This is a genomic window from Hydrophilobacter chitinilyticus (genome assembly GCF_049860745.1).
In the GTDB taxonomy this organism is placed as follows: Bacteria; Pseudomonadota; Gammaproteobacteria; order Burkholderiales; family Burkholderiaceae_C; genus Rhodoferax_B.
In genome coordinates this window covers 2023919-2041644 of sequence record NZ_CP187561.1, presented here as the reverse complement: position 1 = coordinate 2041644, position 17726 = coordinate 2023919, and the positions used below count along the sequence as shown (strand labels likewise).

At 60.2% G+C, this 17726-nt stretch carries 17 protein-coding genes and 1 tRNA gene; 2 read left to right on the top strand and 16 right to left on the bottom strand.

What is annotated here, in order from left to right; all coding sequences use genetic code 11:
• Positions 1–3 precede the first annotated feature (3 nt).
• Positions 4–726, bottom strand: a complete 723-nt coding sequence (locus ACPWMG_RS09190) for an ABC transporter ATP-binding protein (RefSeq protein WP_483304335.1) — start codon at positions 724–726, stop codon at positions 4–6.
• A gap of 48 nt (positions 727–774) precedes the next feature.
• Positions 775–1545 (bottom strand): ABC transporter ATP-binding protein, encoded by a 771-nt coding sequence (locus tag ACPWMG_RS09185; protein ID WP_483304334.1) that lies wholly within the window; start codon positions 1543–1545, stop codon positions 775–777.
• A gap of 353 nt (positions 1546–1898) precedes the next feature.
• Between ACPWMG_RS09185 and ACPWMG_RS09180 the strand changes: the two genes are divergently transcribed.
• Entirely contained in the window at positions 1899–2129 is a 231-nt protein-coding gene (locus ACPWMG_RS09180; RefSeq protein WP_483304333.1) for a glycine zipper domain-containing protein, read from the top strand.
• Positions 2130–2205: 76 nt separating this feature from the next.
• Here the strand turns inward: ACPWMG_RS09180 and ACPWMG_RS09175 are convergent, their stop codons facing one another.
• On the bottom strand, positions 2206–2850 hold the full coding sequence (locus tag ACPWMG_RS09175; RefSeq protein ID WP_483304332.1) for a DedA family protein: 645 nt from the start codon (positions 2848–2850) through the stop codon (positions 2206–2208).
• 151 nt (positions 2851–3001) lie between these two features.
• Here ACPWMG_RS09175 and ACPWMG_RS09170 point away from each other — a divergent pair, with 151 nt between their 5' ends.
• Positions 3002–4183: a hypothetical protein gene (locus ACPWMG_RS09170; protein WP_483304331.1), complete on the top strand. Its 1182-nt coding sequence runs from the start codon at positions 3002–3004 to the stop codon at positions 4181–4183.
• A gap of 107 nt (positions 4184–4290) precedes the next feature.
• Here ACPWMG_RS09170 and ACPWMG_RS09165 read toward each other — a convergent pair whose 3' ends face one another.
• The 13 genes from ACPWMG_RS09165 to ACPWMG_RS09105 form a co-directional block, all read right to left on the bottom strand.
• Complete coding sequence (locus tag ACPWMG_RS09165) at positions 4291–4818, bottom strand: GNAT family N-acetyltransferase (protein WP_483304330.1); 528 nt, start codon at positions 4816–4818, stop codon at positions 4291–4293.
• 116 nt (positions 4819–4934) lie between these two features.
• Positions 4935–5009 (bottom strand) — tRNA-Val (locus tag ACPWMG_RS09160).
• A 28-nt stretch (positions 5010–5037) separates the two neighbouring features.
• Positions 5038–5754, bottom strand: a complete 717-nt coding sequence (gene dnaQ / locus ACPWMG_RS09155) for a DNA polymerase III subunit epsilon (RefSeq protein ID WP_483304329.1) — start codon at positions 5752–5754, stop codon at positions 5038–5040.
• Positions 5755–5786: 32 nt separating this feature from the next.
• A complete protein-coding gene (fdx, locus tag ACPWMG_RS09150) occupies positions 5787–6125 on the bottom strand; it encodes an ISC system 2Fe-2S type ferredoxin (protein ID WP_483304328.1) in 339 nt (112 codons plus the stop codon).
• Position 6126: 1 nt separating this feature from the next.
• Complete coding sequence (gene hscA, locus ACPWMG_RS09145) at positions 6127–7983, bottom strand: Fe-S protein assembly chaperone HscA (protein ID WP_483304327.1); 1857 nt, start codon at positions 7981–7983, stop codon at positions 6127–6129.
• A gap of 77 nt (positions 7984–8060) precedes the next feature.
• Positions 8061–8591 carry a Fe-S protein assembly co-chaperone HscB gene (hscB, locus tag ACPWMG_RS09140; protein WP_483304326.1) on the bottom strand — a complete coding sequence of 177 codons (531 nt, stop codon included), beginning with the start codon at positions 8589–8591 and terminating at the stop codon, positions 8061–8063.
• A gap of 85 nt (positions 8592–8676) precedes the next feature.
• Positions 8677–9000, bottom strand: coding sequence for an iron-sulfur cluster assembly protein IscA (iscA, locus tag ACPWMG_RS09135; RefSeq protein WP_483304325.1), 324 nt, complete (start codon positions 8998–9000; stop codon positions 8677–8679).
• A 2-nt stretch (positions 9001–9002) separates the two neighbouring features.
• Positions 9003–9428, bottom strand: coding sequence for a Fe-S cluster assembly scaffold IscU (gene iscU, locus ACPWMG_RS09130; protein ID WP_483304324.1), 426 nt, complete (start codon positions 9426–9428; stop codon positions 9003–9005).
• A 94-nt stretch (positions 9429–9522) separates the two neighbouring features.
• Positions 9523–10743: an IscS subfamily cysteine desulfurase gene (locus ACPWMG_RS09125; protein WP_483304323.1), complete on the bottom strand. Its 1221-nt coding sequence runs from the start codon at positions 10741–10743 to the stop codon at positions 9523–9525.
• Between the two features lie 187 nt (positions 10744–10930).
• Entirely contained in the window at positions 10931–11467 is a 537-nt protein-coding gene (gene iscR / locus ACPWMG_RS09120; protein ID WP_422829422.1) for a Fe-S cluster assembly transcriptional regulator IscR, read from the bottom strand.
• 303 nt (positions 11468–11770) lie between these two features.
• Positions 11771–13897, bottom strand: a complete 2127-nt coding sequence (uvrB, locus tag ACPWMG_RS09115; protein ID WP_483304322.1) for an excinuclease ABC subunit UvrB — start codon at positions 13895–13897, stop codon at positions 11771–11773.
• A gap of 170 nt (positions 13898–14067) precedes the next feature.
• Positions 14068–16458: a DNA polymerase II gene (locus tag ACPWMG_RS09110; protein WP_483304321.1), complete on the bottom strand. Its 2391-nt coding sequence runs from the start codon at positions 16456–16458 to the stop codon at positions 14068–14070.
• Between the two features lie 250 nt (positions 16459–16708).
• The gene (locus ACPWMG_RS09105) at positions 16709–17707 is read right to left on the bottom strand and encodes a Bug family tripartite tricarboxylate transporter substrate binding protein (protein ID WP_483304320.1); all 999 of its coding nucleotides are present in this window, start codon (positions 17705–17707) and stop codon (positions 16709–16711) included.
• Positions 17708–17726 lie beyond the last annotated feature (19 nt).

Sequence of the window (17726 nt, the reverse complement as noted above, 5' to 3'; positions counted from 1 at the left end):
ACCTTAAACGCCAAGCAATTCGCCGAGCACCGGCATCTTGGCGTCCAACTCTTTGGCAGTGAAAGACTCGACCATGCGGCCGTGCTCCATCACATAGAAACGATCGGCCAGGGGCGCGGCAAAGCGGAAGTTCTGCTCCACCATCACAATGGTGTAGCCCTTGCTGCGCAGCGTGGTGATCATGCGGGCCAAGGCTTGCACAATCACCGGCGCCAGGCCTTCGGAAATTTCGTCGAGCAATAACAGGTTGGCCCCCGTGCGCAGGATGCGCGCCACCGCCAACATCTGCTGCTCACCACCCGACAAGCGTGTGCCGGGGCTGTTGCGCCGCTCGGCGAGGTTGGGGAACATGTCGTAGATTTCACCGATCGACATGCCCTTGTTTGCGCTGCCGCCCTGCACTTTCAGCACCGGGGGCAGCAACAGGTTTTCTTCACACGTGAGGCTGGCAAAAATGCCGCGTTCTTCAGGGCAGTAGCCAATGCCACGGTGGGCAATCTTGTGCGTGGCCTCAAACACGGTTTCCACACCGTTGACTTTGATCGAGCCCTCGCGTCGCCCTACCAAGCCCATCACCGCACGCAGCGTGGTGGTGCGGCCTGCGCCGTTACGGCCCAACAGCGTGACCACCTCGCCGGGCTGCACCACAAGGTCAACACCGTGCAGCACGTGGGACTCGCCATACCAGGCTTGAAGGCCCTTGATTTCTAGAGCGGGAGCGGCCATGTCAATATGACTCCAGCGAACTACACGAAGTGAGGAGCGTGGGGGTCATCAGTGCGCTCCTTGCAGTTGGCCGTCGGTGGTGCCCATGTAGGCTTCCATCACTTGCGGGTTGGTGGAGACTTCGGCGTACGGCCCCTCGGCCAACACCGCGCCACGCTGCAGCACGGTGATGGTGTCGGCAATGTTGCCCACCACGCCCATGTTGTGTTCGACCATCAAGATGGTGCGGCCCCTGGATACCTTTTTGATGAGGGCGGCCACGCGGTCTACGTCTTCGTGGCCCATGCCTTGGGTGGGCTCGTCGAGCAGCATCAGCTCGGGCTCCATCGCCAATGTGGTGGCAATTTCCAGTGCGCGTTTGCGGCCGTAAGGCAGGTTGACGGTGACCTCGTCGGCCAAGTCTTCCAGCCCCACTTCGGCCAGCAACGCCATGGCACGGTCATGCAGGCGGTAGAGCGTTTTTTCGCTCTTCCAGAAATGGAACGAAGTGCCCATGCGCCGCTGCAAGCCCAGGCGTACATTCTCCAAAAGCGTGAGATGCGGGAACACCGCCGAGATCTGAAACGAACGGATCACACCGCGCCGCGCGATCTGCGCGGGCCGCTCACGCGTGATGTCCTGGCCGTTGAAAAGAATGGTGCCGCTGCTTGGCTCCAGGAACTTGGTCAGCAGGTTGAAGCAGGTGGTTTTGCCGGCGCCATTGGGGCCAATCAAGGCATGGATGGCGCCGCGCTGCACCGATAGGTTGACGTGGCTTACCGCCGTAAAGCCTTTGAACTCTTTTGTGAGTTCTCGCGTTTCCAAGATAACGTCTGCCATCGTGTCGCTGCGGCCCCTGTTGTGTGATTGGGTGCCTAACGTGCTGATGTGCAGATAGGCGAAACGGATCGTAAGGACCGCCCCAACCCACAGCACTAGGACAAACGCCTAACAATGTCGCCACAGCAACAAAACCTCGGGTAAACACAGGTGATCGCTGTCACATGCGCTGCACCAAGTTGGGACCGCCCCTGACGAATGCGGTGGGCCTTGGCCTACATGGCGCAGCCCATGTCCACCCTACAGTGGAGTCACAGGCCGAGCACGCAACCTAGATCGACGCCACAGGACGTTATGGACGCTACGCCACTGGTCTGACAGCAAAGCATCACATCACATTGAAGGGGTTGACCATGAATACGAAATATCTGATCTCTGCAGCCGCTGCCGCTCTGATTGGCCTGAGCGGTTGCGCCAGCAATCCAACCAACCAGCAAGTGGGCACGGGTGTCGGCGCCGTGGTCGGCGGCGCAGCCGGTAACGTGCTGTTCGGCAACACCTTGGGTACCGTGGGTGGCGCCGCTGCAGGCGCGCTGATCGGGAATCAGGTGGGTGACAACCAAGACCGAAAGAACCGTCGATAAACTGCAGGTCTGTATCAGCAAAAAACAAAGCCGGGCTCACGAGCCCGGCTTTGTTTTTATGACGTTTCAATGACGCTTAAACGGGCTTTGCGCGCCGCGCCTTGATGGCACCAAACACCACGATCAAGCCAGGAATCAAGATCATCGCCCAGATGATCTTGTCCAGGTTCTGCTTGACCCAGGGAATGCTGCCCATGAAGTAGCCAGCCGTGCAAATGCCCAACACCCACAACAATGCCCCCACCACATTGAACATAGTGAACTTGGCGCGGCCCATGTCGGCTACACCCGCCACGAACGGAGCGAACGTGCGAATGAAGGGCATAAATCGCGCAGCAATGATGGTGAAGCCGCCGTACTTCTCATAAAAGGCATGGGCTTGGTCAAACGCGCGCTTGTTGAAGAAGCGTGAGCTTTCCCATTGGAATACTTTCGGCCCGAAGTAGCGCCCAATGCCGAAGTTGCATTGGTCGCCCAAGATAGCGGCAACCAGCAACACCGCGCAAGCGATCGGAAAGCTCATCAACCCCAAGCCGCACAAAGCGCCGACCACAAACAGTAAAGAGTCGCCCGGCAAAAACGGCATGACGACCACGCCGGTTTCCACAAACACGATGATGAACAACAGCGCGTAGACCCATGCACCATAAGTGGTCACAAAGGCCTCCAGATGGCGGTCTACGTGCAAGATAAAGTCAATCAGAAAGGTGATGAGTTCCATGCTTTCCATTATCAGGGCGACGGTGACGCGAGACACCAACAGCCACAGAAACTCCTCTGGGATTTGTAAGCGCTCCGCCACCATGTGACACCCGGCAAAGCTATCATCCTTGCGAATAACGTACCAGACCCCAAGACAATAGGAGTTTTTCATGCTTTCAAACCAGATTCGGAACAGCGGCTCGCTGATCGACAGCGTTGACGCCATCCGCAACTGGCGTGCCGTGTTGCTGCTGCTGGTCACGCTGGCCTGCACGGCGGTGATCATGGCGTTTGGCGGTGTGATGGCCAACCTGAGCCTGATCTTTACGGGCTTGTTTGCGTTGCTGGCCTACGTGGTGCTGTTCTACGGCGTGAACGCCGTCGGCATGATGATGATGGACGAAGCCCGTGGCGAGCCGGCGCGCCCAACGCTGAGCGCGGTGCTGGCGTCTGTGGCTGTATCGCACCGGCTGATTCTGGTGTTCCTCCTGCTGGCGGGCCTTTACATGGCGGGCTTTGTGGCGCTGGCCATCATCCTGTTCCTGTGCAAGATTCCATTGCTCGGGCCGCTGCTTTATACAGTGGTGTTTCCGGTGTCGGTCGTGGTGGTTGGCATCGCCTTGTGCGCGGTGCCTACGGTTGTCTTCCCATTGGCGGCTCCAGCTGTATGGGGCGGCGCCAACACCATGCAGACCGTGAGCCAACTGCTGGCCGTGGCACGCCGCCGCCTGCCGATGGTGCTACTGCTGATGATTGCGGTGATGTTGATCTCCAGCGTGGTTGGTCTTGTGATTGGCACCATCTTGTACGCGGGCACGGCTGCCACGGCCGTTTTGTCGGCACCGATTTTGGGCATTGGCGGTGTTTTTGGTGACATGGCTGACACAGCAGACGCGCGGCTGACGGGTTACGCCATCGCCACCAGCGTGGGCGGCGGCCTCTTGGTGGCCGTGGCTTTTACGCTGCCCGGCATGGTGTATTTGCGCGGCGCCAGTGACGTCTACTTGCGCGCCATTGACGGCCTAGACCTCGAAACCGAACAAGCCGAAATGGACGAGAAGATTGCCGCTGCACGCGCTGCGGCCCAAACGATGCAGGCCCAAGCCCAAGCGGTGGTACAAAAATATGCGCCAAAACCAGCGGCCAGCGCCAAGTCGCCACCGTCGACCGAGCCCGGTGCCGTAGAGCCGCATTTCGGTCCTAACCCAGCCGCTCGCCCCGAAACACCTGCACCAGACGTGCAATCCACCCTATTCGATACCGAGCGCGCGCCGTTGACCCCAACGCCTCCCCCACCCGCCCCTTCGGCCACGCCCGACCAAACCCCTGGCGGCTTGCCTCCGAAACTCTGACTTCGTCACCCAGATAGGGCCTGACCCCGGCCCATTTGGCGTTCAAAGCTTGACGGCGTGCAATCAAAGCTTCAAAACGAGCTCTTCTTTGCAGCCCGAGGGGCGTTTTAGTCGTTCTGCACCAGCCACTTCTGCATCAGTTGGGCACTGCCCATTTGCGGGTCGAGTTGGTAAGTGGCGAAGCCCATACGCTCGTACAAGCGCATAGCGCCAACATTCCCCTGCAGCACCTCCAGCGTGAGCTTGCAGGCACCACCCTCACGGGCAATGCCTTCTACAAACGCCAGCAACTGCGCGCCCACACCTTGGCCGCGGTGGCTGGGCATCACGGCCAAGTCGTGCACATTGATAAGCGGCTGGCAGGCAAACGTGGAGAAGCCTTCAAAGCAGTTCACCAAGCCCACGGCTTCAGCGCCCTCTTCTGCCCCATTAAAAGCCAGCACACTGAACGCATAGGGGCGCGCCGCCAGGGCAAGCACCAATTGGTCGCGCACATGCGCTGGTAGCGCGTGGCCGCCGCCCATGGGGTCGCGAGCGTAGGCGTCGAGCAGGTCAACAATGGCTTTCGCGTGCACGGGGTTGGCGTAGTCTGCGAGGCAGACATGGAGAGACGATGCGTGGGTTGCAGCAGACATGGACACCTCTAAAAGAACAGACATGGATTGTCGCCACACCAAAAAGATAGAGTCGCTGCGTGCGGACGAAAAAAAAGACCAGCATCTTCATGCTGGTCTTTTTTGATCCGAAGATCTGGTGGGCGGTGGAGGCTTCGAACCTCCGACCCCTGCCGTGTGAAGGCAGTGCTCTACCCCTGAGCTAACCGCCCTGATTTTGTTTATCAGGTAAGCCTCGAATTATACAACAGTTTTTTCAAGATTTCGCCACAACGTCTTTCCGCCACTAGATTTATCAATTTGTTTGAGTAAATCCTGGTGTTCGGTATCTTCTTGCTCGCTCGCCATCAGCACCGGCAAGTCAAAACTGCTCAGGTCAACGCGTGGGGTCTCACTGCCCACTTCGGCTTCTTCAGAGCCCACGTCGATCAGCAACGCGTCTTGGCCGCGCGTCATGTTGATATAGACGTCGGCCAGCAACTCCGCATCAAGCAAAGCGCCGTGCAGGGTACGGCCCGAATTGTCGACTTCCAGGCGGTCGCACAACGCGTCGAGGGAGTTACGTTTGCCGGGGAACATTTCCTTGGCCATGGCCAAGGAGTCGGTCACGCTGCCCACCACTTCGCTCAACGGTCCACGGCCCATCAACTCCAGCTCCTTGTTCAAGAAGCCAACGTCGAACTGCGCATTGTGGATGATGATTTCGGCACCGGCCAAATAGGCGATCAGTTCATCTGCCACAGCCTCGAACTTGGGCTTGTCGCGCAAAAACTCGTTGCTGATGCCGTGCACCCGTAGCGCGTCTTCATGGCTGTCGCGCCCGGGGTTCAGGTAGAAATGCTTGTTGTTGCCCGTGAGCTTGCGGTGCAGCAACTCGACGCAACCGATTTCAATGATGCGGTCGCCGGTGGCGGCAGACAAGCCGGTGGTTTCGGTGTCGAGAACAATTTGGCGCATGGCGTGGGCTGAGCAGAACTACGGGAAGGAGCTTAGTGGTTTTCTTTGGCGTGGTTGATCGTGTACTTAGGGATCTCGATCGTCACGTCCTGCTGCGCCAAGAAAGCTTGGCAGCTCAAGCGGCTCTGCGGCGCCAGGCCCCAGGCGCGGTCCAGCAGATCTTCTTCATTTTCATCGAGTTCTCCCAGCGAATTGAAGCCTTCTCGCACGATCACGTGACACGTGGTGCAGGCACAACTCATGTCGCAGGCATGTTCGATGTTGATCTTGTTGTCCAACAAGGCCTCGCAGATCGACGTTCCTGCGGGTGCGGTGATCTGGGCGCCTGCTGGGCAAAGTTCGGCGTGGGGCAATATTTTGATGACGGGCATGTCAAAGGTTCTCGATGTTCTGGCCGGAAAGGGCTTGTTGGATACCACGGTTCATGCGCAGCGCGGCAAAGGCTTCTGTACCTTTGGCCACGCGGTCGGTGGCGGCTTCCACGCCCTTCGCGTCCTCGGTGGTCTTGGCGGTTTCCAGCGCGGCCAACAGGGTGTCGACCTCGGCACGTTGCGCGGGCGTCAGCAGGTCGCCATCGGCGGCCAGCGCACTGCGCGTGGCAAGCAGCATGCGGTCGGCATCCACTCGCGCTTCGACCAGCGCGCGCGCCTGCATGTCTTGCGCGGCAGTGGCAAAGCTGTCTTGCAGCATGTGGGCGATTTGCTCGTCGCTCAGCCCGTAAGAAGGCTTGACGTCAATCTTCGCCTCTACGCCGCTGAGTTGTTCACGCGCGCTGACGTTGAGCAGGCCATCGGCATCGACCGTGAAGGTGACGCGGATGCGCGCAGCACCAGCCGCCATCGGCGGAATGCCGCGCAGTTCGAAACGCGCGAGGCTGCGGCAGTCGGCCACCAAGTCACGTTCGCCCTGCACCACGTGCAAGGCCAGTGCGGTTTGGCCGTCTTGGTAGGTGGTGAAGTCCTGCGCCATGGCGGTCGGAATGGTTTGGTTGCGCGGCACGATGCGTTCGACCAAGCCGCCCATGGTCTCGATACCGAGCGACAGCGGGATCACGTCGAGCAACAGCAAATCGTCCGCGCCCGCATTGCCCGCCAACTGGTTGGCCTGGATGGCCGCGCCCAACGCTACCACTTCGTCGGGGTTGAGGTTGGTCAACGGCTCTTGGCCGAAGAACTTGGCCACCGCTTCACGCACTTGGGGCATGCGGGTGGAGCCGCCAACCATCACGGCGCCCTGCACTTCTTGCGCACTCAGGCCCGCGTCGCGCAGGGCCTTGCGCACGGCGGTCATGGTGCGGGCGGTGAGCGCGGCAGTGGCGGCATCAAAGTCAGCACGTTTGACATCAAATTGCAGCTTGGCGCTTTCCAGATCAGCGACAAACGCTACTGAATCAGTAGCAGACAAGGCTTCTTTGCAAGCGCGTGCGGCAGCCAGCAGCACCACTTTGTCAGAGGCGCTGGAGACGGCAGTGTTGGTTTGCGCCAGCACCCAGTCAGCCAGGGCGCGGTCGTAGTCGTCACCGCCCAGGGCCGAATCGCCGCCGGTGGCCACCACTTCGAACACGCCTTGCGTCAGGCGCAAAATCGAGATGTCGAACGTGCCGCCACCCAAGTCATACACGGCGTAGACGCCTTCGCTGGCGTTGTCCAGCCCGTAGGCAATGGCCGCAGCCGTAGGCTCGTTGATCAGGCGCAGCACGTTGATGCCGGCCAGTTGCGCAGCGTCTTTTGTGGCTTGGCGCTGCGCGTCGTCAAAGTACGCGGGCACGGTGATCACGGCGCCGAACAGGTCGTCATTGAAGCTGTCTTCGGCACGGAAGCGCAGCGTGGCCAAAATTTCGGCGCTGACTTCCACGGGCGACTTTTCGCCGTGCACGGTTTCCAGGCCGACCATGCCGGGCTTGTCGATAAAGCGGTACGGCAGCTTTTCGCGCTGCGCAATATCGCCCAGACCACGGCCCATGAAGCGCTTGACGGACGCGATGGTGTTTTCGGGATCGGTGGCTTGCGCGGCCAAGGCGTCCCAACCAATTTGCCGCTTGTCGCCGGTCAGGTAACGCACCACGCTGGGCAAGATCACGCGGCCCTGTTCGTCGGGGAGGCATTCGGCCACGCCGTTGCGCATCGCGGCCACCAGCGAGTGGGTGGTGCCCAGGTCGATGCCCACGGCGATGCGACGCTGGTGCGGATCAGGCGCCTGGCCGGGTTCGGAAATTTGGAGAAGCGCCATGGATTCAGATCTGGTAACGGGTCGATATCGGGTGAGGAAAACAGGGTGGCGTCAAACGTCTCTTGGACGTCTTGTCGCTACTGCCCCGCCGCGTCGAGCGAGGCGTCGATGCGGTCTTCAATGTCGGCGGCAAAACGCTGGATGAACATCAGCGCGCGCACCTGTTGGGCGGCGGCGGCGTAATCGTGGGCATCGTCGAGCAGCGTGGCACATTGTGCCAGCGCGGCTTGGCGCGCCTCGGCCACTTCACCCTGTAAACGCGTCAGCTCTGCGGCGGTGCTGGCGTCTTCCAGGTCTTCGCGCCACTGCATCTGCTGCATCAAAAACGCGCCGGGCATGGCGGTGTTGTTTTCGGCCTGGATGGGCGCGCCGCCCAGTTCGCACAGGTAGGCCGCGCGTTTAAGCGGGTCTTTCAGGCGTTGCCAAGCTTCATTGATACGCACCGACCACTGCATCGCCATGCGCTGCGCCGCGCCAGCTTGGGCAGCAAAGCGGTCAGGGTGTGCTTCGCGCTGCAGCGCCTTCCAGCGCACAGCCATCTCGGCCGGGTCTTGGGCAAAGCGCCGCGGCAAGTCAAACAGTTCGAAGTCGTCGGATTGGAGATTCATGGTGACTTAAATGGAGGATGGCAGCCCACAAGAAAAAACCGCCAGCACAAGTTGTACGGGCGGTTTTATCGGAGCCCCCAGAGCATCAGACTCTGAAGCTTTCGCCGCATCCGCACTTGTCGCGCTCGTTCGGATTTTCGAACTTGAAGCCTTCATTCAGGCCTTCACGCACGAAATCCAGCTTGGTGCCGTCGATGTAAGCCATGCTCTTCGGGTCTACCAACACCTTCACGCCATGTTCTTCAAACACGATGTCTTCAGGCGCCATCTCGTCCACGTATTCCAGCTTGTAAGCCAAGCCCGAGCAGCCCGTGGTTTTGACACCCAGGCGCACACCGTAGCCCTTGCCACGTTTGGCAAGGTAACGGTTAACGTGACGGGCAGCAGCCTCCGTGAGCGTGACAGCCATGTTCAGTGCACCGCAGCAGCCACGGGTGCCGCAGTGGTGGACGCGGCAGCGTGCTTCTGTTTGTAGTCGTTGACGGCGGCCTTGATCGCGTCTTCGGCCAGGATGGAGCAGTGCACCTTCACGGGTGGCAGCGCCAACTCTTCGGCGATCTGGCTGTTCTTCAATGCAGCCGCTTCGTCCAAAGTTTTGCCCTTGACCCACTCGGTCACCAGCGACGACGAGGCGATCGCCGAGCCGCAACCGTAGGTCTTGAAGCGTGCATCTTCGATCACGCCGGTTTGCGGGTTCACCTTGATCTGCAGCTTCATCACGTCGCCGCAAGCAGGAGCGCCCACCATGCCGGTGCCTACGCTATCGTCGCCCTTTTCAAAGGAGCCGACGTTGCGTGGATTTTCGTAGTGGTCTACCACTTTTTCAGAATAAGCCATTTCAGTTACCTCTTCATCTTCCGGCGCGGCACCACACGGCCCCGCTAGCCTGATTCAAAAAAACGTTGTCTCGATGTTGATCAGCGCTGGCTGATCAATGCGCCGTCCATTGGATGGTGCTGATGTCGATACCATCCTTGTACATTTCCCACAGCGGGCTCAGGTCACGCAGCTTGGCCACGTTCAGCTTGATGGTTTCCACTGCGTAGTCGATATCGGCTTCGGTGGTCCAACGGCCGATGGTCATGCGCAAGCTGCTGTGCGCCAACTCGTCGCTGCGGCCCAGGGCGCGCAGCACATAGCTCGGCTCCAGGCTGGCCGACGTGCAAGCGGAACCGCTGGACACCGCCAAGCCCTTGATGCCCATGATCAAAGACTCGCCTTCAACGTAGTTGAAGCTGATGTTCAGGTTGTGCGGCACACGCTTTTCCAGGTGGCCATTGACGAACACTTGTTCGACGTCTTTCAGGCCATTCAACATGCGGTCGTGCAGTGCTTGGATGCGCACGTTTTCCACAGCCATTTCTTCTTTGGCAATGCGGTAAGCCTCGCCCATGCCGACGATTTGGTGCGTGGGCAAGGTGCCCGAACGCATGCCACGCTCGTGACCACCACCGTGCATTTGCGCTTCGATGCGGATGCGTGGCTTGCGGCGCACAAACAAGGCGCCAATGCCTTTGGGGCCGTAGGTCTTGTGCGACGTAAGACTCATCAAGTCGACAGGCATCTTCGAGATGTCGAACGCCACACGACCGGTGGCCTGGGCTGCGTCGACATGGAAGATCACGCCCTTTTCGCGGCAGATGGCACCAATGGCTTCGATGTCTTGGATGACGCCGATTTCATTGTTGACGTACATCACGCTGGCCAAGATGGTGTCGGGGCGAATGGCAGCCTTGAACACATCAAGGTTCACCAGGCCATCTTCTTGCACGTCGAGGTAAGTCACTTCGAAGCCTTGGCGCTCCAGCTCGCGGCAGGTGTCGAGCACAGCCTTGTGCTCGGTCTTTACCGTGATGATGTGCTTGCCCTTGCTCTTGTAGAACTGCGCAGCGCCCTTGAGTGCCAGGTTGTTCGATTCAGTGGCCCCCGAAGTCCAGACGATTTCACGCGGGTCGGCGCCGATCAAGGCTGCAACGTGTTCGCGCGCCTTTTCAACAGCGGCTTCCGCTTCCCAGCCCCACGCGTGGCTACGCGATGCCGGATTACCAAAATGCTCCCGCAGCCAAGGAATCATGGCGTCCACCACCCGCTCGTCGCAGGGGTTGGTGGCGCTGTAGTCCATGTAGATCGGGAAGTGTGGGGTCATGTCCATTGGCTAGCTCTCGATGAAGGCTGGCTTGAATCCTGCCTTGTCACCCGACGACGGGCCGCACGTTAGTGCACAAGGCCGGGTGATGCGTTAAAACTGTTAATTTAAGAAAACTTATGTCAGAGGGAAGTGTCCGGACTTCACAAAAACCTTGCAGGGCTCATGTCTTGTTTGCGGCCACTTTCACTCCTTAAGATTTGGCGAAAGCGTTGCCCAGCGCGAACACCGAATTCGGCGCGTTCACACGGATCGGCTTGACCACGGGCATGCTGGAAATGGCACGCTTGATCATCGGCTTGGTTTCGACTTGCACGCCCTTCGCGAGCTGCTCGTCCACCAGCTTTTGCAGGCTGACGGAGTCCAGAAACTCGACCATGCGGGTGTTCAAAGAGGCCCAGAGTTCGTGCGTCATGCAACGACCGGCTTCGCCCATGCAGTTTTCTTTGCCGCCGCATTGCGTCGCATCGATCGGCTCGTCTACCGAGACAATGATGTCGGCCACGGTGATGTCGGCCGCTTTACGGCCCAAGGTGTAGCCGCCGCCCGGGCCACGGGTGGATTCGACCAGGTCGTGACGGCGCAACTTGCCGAACAACTGCTCGAGATAAGACAACGAAATCTGTTGGCGCTGGCTGATGGCGGCCAGGGTGACGGGACCGTTGTTCTGGCGCAAGGCCAGATCAATCATGGCGGTGACCGCAAAACGGCCTTTGGTGGTGAGTCGCATCGCAAGCTCCTTCTAGTGCGCGTAAACCTAGCGTTGATGGCCCGCACAGCCCATGCGTATGGCGTGCAATGCGGGGCGAGTTCCTCTCTGATCAGCGACCACCTCGTGGTGTGGCGCCAAGCCCTCAACTTCCGGTTACCTGTTGTTGCCCCAATTCTAGCACAATCCCCATTGAATTAGTCGGGTAATCGGCAAACCATCCGAATTTACCCTTAGTGCCAGCACTTCAAACACGGGCAAAAGCCCTCGCCAAGCCGCCTCGAAGCAGAGGCAAATGGGCGGCCTGTGCCGGTTAGACGATGGCTAGACGTTGTCGGTTCCCGGCGCGCCAAACGCACGGGTTTTGAGCACGTGCAACTGGTCGCGCACCTGCGCGGCCTTCTCGAATTCGAGGTTGCGTGCGTGCTCCATCATGCGTTTCTCCAGGTTCTTGATTTCACGGGCAATGTCCTTCTCGCTCATGTCTTCCACCTTGGCACGCTGGATGGCGTCTTGCGCCAGCTTCTCGGCTTCGCGGCCTGACTTCTCGCTGTACACGCCGTCAATCAAGTCCTTCACCTGCTTGACGATGCTGCGCGGCGTGATGCCCAGGCGCGTGTTGTGATCGATCTGCTTGGCACGCCTACGCTGGGTTTCGTCAATCGCTTTACGCATCGACTCGGTGACCTTGTCGGCGTACAGAATGGCGCGGCCATTGAGGTTACGCGCGGCACGGCCAATGGTCTGGATCAGCGAGCGCTCCGAGCGCAAGAAGCCTTCCTTGTCGGCATCCAGAATCGCCACGAGCGACACCTCAGGAATATCCAACCCTTCACGCAGCAGGTTGATGCCCACCAGCACGTCGAACGCGCCCAGGCGCAGGTCGCGCAGAATTTCCACGCGCTCAACAGTGTCCACATCGCTGTGCAGGTAGCGCACCTTGACGCCGTTGTCCGTCAGGTAGTCGGTCAACTGCTCGGCCATGCGTTTGGTCAGCGTGGTGATGAAAACGCGCTCGTCTTTCTCCACACGGATGCGGATTTCTTGCAGCACATCGTCCACCTGGTGCGTGGCCGGGCGCACTTCAACTTCGGGGTCGACCAAGCCGGTGGGCCGTACCAGTTGCTCGACCACCTGGCCGGTATGCTTTTTCTCCCAATCTGCAGGCGTGGCCGAGACAAACACCACCTGGCGCATCTTGGTCTCGAACTCTTCAAACTTCAGCGGCCGGTTATCCAGTGCGCTCGGCAGTCGAAAGCCGTACTCCACCAGCGTGGTCTTGCGTGCGCGGTCACCGTTGTACATGCCGCCAAACTGGCCGATGAGGATGTGGCTTTCGTCCAAAAACATCAGCGCGTCTTTGGGCAGGTAGTCGGTCAAGGTGGACGGCGGTTCGCCGGGAGCGGCACCGCTTAAGTGGCGGGTGTAGTTTTCGATGCCCTTGCAGTGGCCGATCTCCGACAGCATTTCCAGGTCGAACCGTGTGCGCTGCTCCAGCCGCTGCGCTTCCACCAGCTTGCCCTGGCCCACCAGTTCTTTCAGGCGGTCGCTAAGTTCCATCTTGATGGTTTCCACCGCCGCCAACACCTTATCGCGCGGGGTGACGTAATGGCTGCTCGGGTAGACCGTGAAGCGCGGAATCTTTTGCTTGATGCGCCCGGTGAGCGGGTCGAACAGTTGCAGCGTCTCGATCTCGTCGTCAAACAGTTCGATACGGATGGCCAGCTCGGAGTGCTCGGCCGGAAAGATGTCGATGGTGTCGCCACGCACGCGAAATTTGCCGCGGCCAAAGTCGGTGTCGTTGCGCTGGTACTGCATGCGGATGAGCTGCGCAATCACGTCGCGCTGACCCATCTTGTCGCCGCTGCGCAGCGTCATCACCATACGGTGGTAGCTCTCGGGCTCGCCAATACCGTAGATGGCGGAGACGGTGGCCACAATCACCACGTCGCGCCGCTCGATGATGCTCTTGGTGCACGACAGGCGCATCTGCTCGATGTGCTCGTTGATCGCAGAATCTTTCTCGATGAACAAGTCGCGCTGCGGCACGTAGGCCTCGGGCTGGTAGTAGTCGTAGTAGCTGACGAAATACTCGACCGCGTTCTTCGGAAAGAACTCGCGAAACTCGCTGTACAACTGCGCCGCCAGTGTCTTGTTGGGTGCAAACACAATCGCCGGCCGCCCCAGCCGCGCAATGGTGTTGGCCATGGTGTAGGTTTTACCCGAACCCGTCACGCCCAGCAGGGTTTGAAACACCTCGCCGTCGTTCACCCCTTCCACCAGCTTGTCGATCGCCTCGGGCTGATCGCCCGCTGGAGGGTACGGCTGGTACAACTCAAATGGCGACCCCTCGTAGGTCACGAACACGCCTTGGGGTGGCGCATCGTTGGCGGCAACGGCGCCCACGGCGTCGTCGATTTCAGTGGGGGTGGTTTTTTTGGGTGCAGGCATGGCGGGGCGTCGTGGAGGTATGTTCTGGCTGGAGTCCGTTGTAACCCATGTGGGGCGGGCTCGGCTTCTCAACAAGCCCTAGCCAAGCCACACAACACTGTATATTAATACAGATTACCTGTGCCGTGCCGAGCCGCATAGGCCCCAAACGACCGTGGTATGACCTGCCGCTACCTGTCTTCAAAAAGGCTTTGCTGAGAAGTGGTCAGCGTTGCAAAGCTCTCCCCCTTTGGGAAAAGAATCGCATCCGCTATCGGCTGAATTTGCTTGGCCAGGTAGTGCTCGTAGTCGATTTTGGACTGGCGCACTTCCAATGGCTCAGGCCCGCTGACGGTCATGACGTATTGAATCCACCCACCGTTCTGGTACTGCTTGGGCCGCCCCACCCTTGCGTTGTGCTCGTCGGCGATGCGCGCCGCGCGGACTTGCGGCGGCACATTGACCTCGTAAGCGTCCAGCCGATGGCGCAAGCGCTTGCGGTAGACCAGCAAATCATCCTTTTCACCCGCCAGCGTTGACTGCGCATAGTGGGTGACGAAGGCACGGTGCGGCTCGTCTCGGAAAATGCGCGTCAGCAACCCCTCCTGGAACTGCCGGGCGAGCGGCGTCCAGTCACTGCGGGCCATTTCCAGGCCCCGGTAGACCATTTCCTCTTGGCCGTGGACATCGACGCTCAAACCCGCGTAGCGTTTCTTGCTGCCCACGTCTGAGCCACGAATGGTCGGCATGAAGAACTTCTTGTAGTGGGTATCGAACTCGATTTCCAGAAAGTTCTCCAGCCCCTGCTCGTCGCGCAGGGTACGACTCCACCAGGCGTTGATGTCGCGCACCAACTCTGCCGCCACGGCATGTGCATCGCCATTCGTGTGGGCTCGCTTCAACCACACAAAGATGGAGTCGGTATCTCCGTAGATGGCCTCGTAGCCCCGTTCTTCCACAAACACGCGGGTGAGTTTCATCATCTCGTGCCCACGCAGGGTCACTGCGGAAACCAACTTGGGGTTGAAGAAGCGGCACTCGGTGGCCCCCAGCACGCCGGCAAACGAGTTCATCAACAGCTTGAGGGCCTGCGACAACGGCTCGTTCTTGAGCCGCTTGGCTTCATCGCGGGCGGTTGAAAGCGTGGTCACGATCTCTGGCAGACAGTGCGTCTCGCGTGAGAACACAGTCCCCTGCGGGCCCGGCACACCCATCGCAGCATCAGCCAGGTTCATGCCTTCTGCATAGCCCACGGGGTCGACCAGAAAGGTTCGGATGATCGAGGGGTACAGGCTCTTGTAGTCCAGCACCACAACCGAGTCATAAAACCCGGGCTTCGAGTCCATCACATAGCCACCGGGAAAAGCCTTGGTCGCGATCTCGCCTACATTCGGCGCAACATAGCCCTTGCGGTGCATGCGCGGCAGGTAGTGGTGGCTGAAGGCGGCGATGGAGCCGCCAAAGTGGTCTGCCTGCAAGCCGGTGGTCTGCGCCCGTTCAAGCACGAACTGCAGCAGCTTGGCTTTCTCGAAGATGCGCAAGACCAACTCGCAGTCGCGGATGTTGTAGACGGCCAGGGCCGGTTTGTCCTGTTGATAGCGGCGCTCAATCTCGGCCATCTTGTCGTACTCGTCACCGATGGCCTTGCCCTCGCCCAACAACGTCTGCGAGACGTTCTCCAGGCTGAAGGACGGGAAGCTCCACACCGCAGCCCTCAGGGCATCGATGCCATCGATGACCAGCCGACCCGGCGTGGGCGCGAACAGGTAACCCTGTTTGCCAGGGTGGGTGCGCCACTGCGTGGGTTGGCGGTCCCGGCCCAGCAGCAGCTTCACACCGCAATCGTCAGCGGTCTTCTGCAGCACCCGCAGGTCAAACTGGATCACGTTCCAGCCGACGATGACGTCGGGGTCGTTGCGGTCGAACCAGGCATTGAGACGCTCGATCATCACCAGACGGGTCGGGCAGTAGACGAGTGCGAAGTCAAAAGACTCACCCGGCTCACTCTGCTCAGCCGGTGGCTCTCCGAGGATGAACACCACGCGCTCGGCCATCCCGTCCAACGCCACCGAGTACAACGCCTCGTGCTGACTGGTCTCAATGTCCAGCGACACAACCTTCAGCGCAGGCCGGTAGTCGGGCGCCGGTTTGAGTCTGCAATCCACAAGCGTGGCGCCCTCTGCTTGGCCACCTTCAATGAGCACGCCCGCCGTGATGAACCGCTCCATCAGATAGCGGTCGTGCGGGCGCACATCGGCTTCGAACACGGGGATGTTCTGCGACTGAAGCGCCCGTGCCAGCCGCCCAAGTTGCCGGAAATGCGTCGCGTAGACACCCACAACCGGTTCCTGGTGAAAGGTCTTCAGCTCAAGCGGCCGCACTTGCAGACTGGGGAAGCTGGCCAGTTGAATCTCAAGCGCGGCCCGATGCTGCACCGGCACGAAAGCCACAGACGATTGTGCGGTAATGAGCAGTTTCCGCGGCCCGTCATCCGTGGCCACCCACAGCTCAATTTCGGTACCAGCGGGGGCATCCCGCCAATGGCGGGTGAGGATGAAGCCTTTGATTTCGTTCGTCTTCACGGTAACTTTGGATCGGGTGCCGTCGAAGAAGAAGGCGAAGACTGCGGCAAATCAATAGGGGTGACGGCGACCGCTTGCGGCCAATGGGGTTTGAGAATTGCCCCGCCGACTTTAAAAGTATGCCATCGATGGAAACCATCGAAGTAGCGAAACGGGGCATGTCAGCCTATGGAGTCTAAGTCAGCAACCGCCAGGCCAGGGCAGCACCGGCAGCAAAGAAGGCGGCGCGCCCGCCCGCGCCAACAGGGCGTCACTCCACCTTCACCCCGCCCTTCTCAATCACCGTGCGCCAGCGCGCGATTTCGCTGGCGATCAAGTCGGCAAACACTTTGGGTGAGTTGGGCGTGGCCTCGGCCCCTTCGCTGGCCAAGCGGGTGGTGATCTCGGGCGAGGCCAGCATCTTGTTGATCTGCTGGTTCAGCTTGGCGATGACGTCCGGCGGCGTGCCTGCAGGCGCCACCACGCCGTACCACTGGTCGGCTTCAAAGCCGGGGTAGCCGCTTTCGGCCACCGTCGGCAACTCGGGCACGGCTTTGACGCGGTTGGGCGACGACACGGCCAGCGCGCGCAACTGCCCGGCCTTCACCTGCGCCATCACCGCCGGCACGCCGGTGAACATCAGTTGGATTTGCCCGGCCACCAGATCGGTTACCGCTGGTGCTGTGCCCTTGTAAGGCACGTGCTGCATTTGCGTGCCGGTCTGCAGCTTGAGGTATTCGGTGGCGATGTGCGCCGCGCTGCCATTGCCGCCCGAGCCGTAGTTGATCTTGCCGGGGTTGGCCTTGGCATAGGCCACCAGTTCCTGCACGGTTTTGACCGGCACGGAGGGGTGCACCACCAGCACATTCGGCACCCGCGCCACCCAGGCCACGGCGGCAAAACTCTTGATGGGGTCGTATGGCAAACGGGGATAGAGTGACGGCGTCACCGCCAAGGTGCCGATGTGGCCCATCAGCAAGGTGTAGCCATCGGCTGGGGCCTTGGCCACCTTGTCGGCACCAATGCTGCCGCCCGCGCCGGGCACGTTGTCGATCACCACCGACTGGCCCCAGGCCTGCGTCAACTGCTGGCCGATGGTGCGCCCCAAAATATCGGTGGAACCACCGGGTGTGAACGGCACCACCATGCGGATCAACTTGCTGGGATAAGTGCCGGCGCCAGACTGCGCCATGGCCGACAACGGCAGCGCCGTGGCCAGCAGTGCGAGGTTGAAGTGGCGTCGAGAAGTGTTGTTTTCGATGTTCTTCATTTGCTTGTCTCCTTTTTAT

Excerpts from the sequence above, each read along its gene's own strand:
- hscA (WP_483304327.1), bottom strand. The coding sequence starts at position 7,983 with ATGGCGCTTCTCCAAATTTCCGAACCCGGCCAGGCGCCTGATCCGCAC.
- uvrB (WP_483304322.1), bottom strand. The coding sequence starts at position 13,897 with ATGCCTGCACCCAAAAAAACCACCCCCACTGAAATCGACGACGCCGTG.
- ACPWMG_RS09170 (WP_483304331.1), top strand. The coding sequence starts at position 3,002 with ATGCTTTCAAACCAGATTCGGAACAGCGGCTCGCTGATCGACAGCGTT.
- ACPWMG_RS09105 (WP_483304320.1), bottom strand. The coding sequence starts at position 17,707 with ATGAAGAACATCGAAAACAACACTTCTCGACGCCACTTCAACCTCGCA.
- ACPWMG_RS09180 (WP_483304333.1), top strand. The coding sequence starts at position 1,899 with ATGAATACGAAATATCTGATCTCTGCAGCCGCTGCCGCTCTGATTGGC.
- iscA (WP_483304325.1), bottom strand. The coding sequence starts at position 9,000 with ATGGCTGTCACGCTCACGGAGGCTGCTGCCCGTCACGTTAACCGTTAC.
- dnaQ (WP_483304329.1), bottom strand. The coding sequence starts at position 5,754 with ATGCGCCAAATTGTTCTCGACACCGAAACCACCGGCTTGTCTGCCGCC.
- ACPWMG_RS09190 (WP_483304335.1), bottom strand. The coding sequence starts at position 726 with ATGGCCGCTCCCGCTCTAGAAATCAAGGGCCTTCAAGCCTGGTATGGC.
- ACPWMG_RS09185 (WP_483304334.1), bottom strand. The coding sequence starts at position 1,545 with ATGGCAGACGTTATCTTGGAAACGCGAGAACTCACAAAAGAGTTCAAA.
- ACPWMG_RS09165 (WP_483304330.1), bottom strand. The coding sequence starts at position 4,818 with ATGTCTGCTGCAACCCACGCATCGTCTCTCCATGTCTGCCTCGCAGAC.
- ACPWMG_RS09175 (WP_483304332.1), bottom strand. The coding sequence starts at position 2,850 with ATGGAACTCATCACCTTTCTGATTGACTTTATCTTGCACGTAGACCGC.
- hscB (WP_483304326.1), bottom strand. The coding sequence starts at position 8,591 with ATGAATCTCCAATCCGACGACTTCGAACTGTTTGACTTGCCGCGGCGC.
- iscR (WP_422829422.1), bottom strand. The coding sequence starts at position 11,467 with ATGCGACTCACCACCAAAGGCCGTTTTGCGGTCACCGCCATGATTGAT.
- ACPWMG_RS09125 (WP_483304323.1), bottom strand. The coding sequence starts at position 10,743 with ATGGACATGACCCCACACTTCCCGATCTACATGGACTACAGCGCCACC.
- iscU (WP_483304324.1), bottom strand. The coding sequence starts at position 9,428 with ATGGCTTATTCTGAAAAAGTGGTAGACCACTACGAAAATCCACGCAAC.
- fdx (WP_483304328.1), bottom strand. The coding sequence starts at position 6,125 with ATGCCCGTCATCAAAATATTGCCCCACGCCGAACTTTGCCCAGCAGGC.